The organism is Psittacicella hinzii (assembly GCF_003585935.1).
Taxonomy (GTDB): domain Bacteria; phylum Pseudomonadota; class Gammaproteobacteria; order Enterobacterales; family Psittacicellaceae; genus Psittacicella; species Psittacicella hinzii.
The window spans coordinates 1-2,427 of the sequence record NZ_NRJG01000071.1 but is presented as its reverse complement, the minus strand read 5'-3'; the positions used below and the strand labels follow the sequence as shown (position 1 = coordinate 2,427).

Below are 2,427 nucleotides of genomic sequence, written 5' to 3'. Positions count from 1 at the left end.
GCTAACAACTAAACTTTTTTAAGCACTTAAGGGATGCTGTATTCAGGATTAACTGAGAAAACATATATTACGCTCTTAAAACGTAAATATAGCTTTACCCTCCAAAGTTTAACTTTGGAGTTCAAATACGATAGATTTTATTTACTGCAAATAACTTTTATATCCGATGGAAGATAGGAATATGCGTTATTCACTTTGCAGTTACTAGTATTAAGTTGTGACAAGATTTTATAAAAATGAGTTTTTTATCATACAAAAATCCTCAAAATTTACTATCTCAACCAGCAACTTTTTACGAAATTTCCTTAAAATTAGGGCATATATATATATGAAAAATAATTTTTGTCAAATCTTTTTCAAATGACAATTCAAATATGCATTTTTTGACAAAAAATACTCATTTTTCCTTTACTTATCCACAGCCACACTTATTCATCTATTACAACTAAAAACCTACGCTAAAAGCCCCTACTAGAATGGCTCTAAATAGGGGCTTGTTAGTTTTAAATAATAGTTTTCTTATTTTTGCGATTACTTTTACTATTGATATAGTCGCGATGAAAGAATCTCTTATGTCTTCGCTTCTATTTTAAAGGGAATGGTTTTAGCTGTGGATAGATTACTGCTTTAACTTCATCAATACTTGCACTTGAGAAACTACCTGTTGTAGAGTTACCTAAGTTTTTAATGTCGGCATTATAAACTTTCCACTCTGCAACTTTACTAATGCGTACATTTTTAAAGTTCACGCTTACTTTATGCTGTGTATCATAGCCTGATAATTCGACTTGTCCACCACCTAATGAGTAAAAGTCACTTACATTGATATTACTAAAGCTTGGGATATTTGCGCCAGCATTACGATATGCAGGTTTATGATTCGCAGCAATATATAAAGGTGTAGCTACATTATCTACATACACTTTAGCAAAAGATAGATCCGAGATCTTACCACCTAATTGCGCATTTGTGGCAATAGCTATACCAACTGCACTACCTTGTGCTACCAGTTCATTAACTTGTACTTTACTAATACCTTGAGTTAAATCATAACCAATAACTAAACCATTACCGCCATAAGTATAAACTTTATTCAGTTTAACCTCTGTAGTAGGTTGGCTTTGTGCCATAAGCACCAGGTTAGCTCCTGTTGCAGCAACATAAGCAGTATCTAATTGCAGATTTTGCACGCCATTAAACACAAGACCTTGAGCTTGTGGTACACCCAATTGACGTACTGCAATTTGAGATAGTTTTACATTTTGTGCCTGCGCAAGGTATAAAGCGTTACCAGCAAAATCCCCTAAAGCTACACCAGTTAAAGTAAAGTTTTTAACACCTACAGCTCTAATTAACGATGGAGAATTTTGTGGAGTTAAGGTTTCCGGTAAAGAAACTTTGTATTGCGCTTTCTCTGCTTGTTCAGCTGCTTTAGCTTGCTCTTTAGCGGCTTTTTCTGCAGCTTTAGCTTGTTCTTTGGCTGCTTTTTCGGCTGCTTTTTGTTGTTCTTTAGTTAAGGGAGCATTTATTGCAGTGTTACCCGAAATTGTGGCATTAGCAGATCTCGTTTGAGCATTTGCATTTACTGCTGCAGGTAGACAAGTTGCAGTATTACCTCTAATATAGCCATTACCGTTAATTACAACATTATCTCCGGCTACAGTGATAACAGCACGTTCTGAAGCATTTTGTGCAGAAGAGTTCCAACCATTACCTACATTAGCACCAATTTGTCCTTGACCTACTCCCATTAAAGTAGCATTACCTTTAATCGTTAGAGTTGTATTTGCAGGAAGATTAATATGTTCAATTTTAAATACAGCTCCATCTAAGACTACTGCACCATTACCTACACAACTATTAATTAGTTGTTGAAAAATTTGATTAAAGTTTGGGTACTCGGCTTGCTCTTTAGTGATTAATTGGCAATTTTGAGTTGGATTTGCTTGTGCATAATTTACTTGTAGAGCTAAGGTAGCTAGACCTAAGCCTACAGCTAATTTTGAAAAGTGATTACGTAATTTTTGTGACATGATTAATACCAGTCTAAAGCTTTATTAAGTTAAGTTTTTACTAGTTATACAGTTAATTTCATTATACAAAAGTCACTCATAAGCAAAGAGAAATTATCAGCAAAAATTACAAAACATTTGAGCAGGATTAAACTTTAATTTTTGATGATACACATCAATTATATAAAGGTTGTTTAACCTCAATTATCTCTAAGTAAAACCATGGAATATATTATAGGTAAAATAGATGAGTAAAGAAGTGAGTTCAAAAATAGAGAGCAATGAATCAAGAGTCAAGATCAGATTATTACAAAAAGCTGTTGTAGCTATGGTTAAAAATGTTTAAAAACTTGATGTAATACCCAAAAGGTAATTGGAAAAAAAATAATCGCACAAGATTAGATTAGATTAGATT

General features: G+C 33.3%; 1 protein-coding gene. It reads right to left on the bottom strand.

The annotated features are described in order from the left end of the window. Positions 1-584: 584 nt before the first annotated feature. Positions 585-2,033 (bottom strand): glycosyl hydrolase family 28 protein, encoded by a 1,449-nt coding sequence (locus CKF58_RS04440; RefSeq protein WP_119531381.1) that lies wholly within the window; start codon positions 2,031-2,033, stop codon positions 585-587. Positions 2,034-2,427: the final 394 nt, after the last annotated feature.

Coding starts and splice junctions, on each gene's coding strand:
- CKF58_RS04440 (WP_119531381.1), bottom strand. CDS start 2,033: ATGTCACAAAAATTACGTAATCACTTTTCAAAATTAGCTGTAGGCTTA.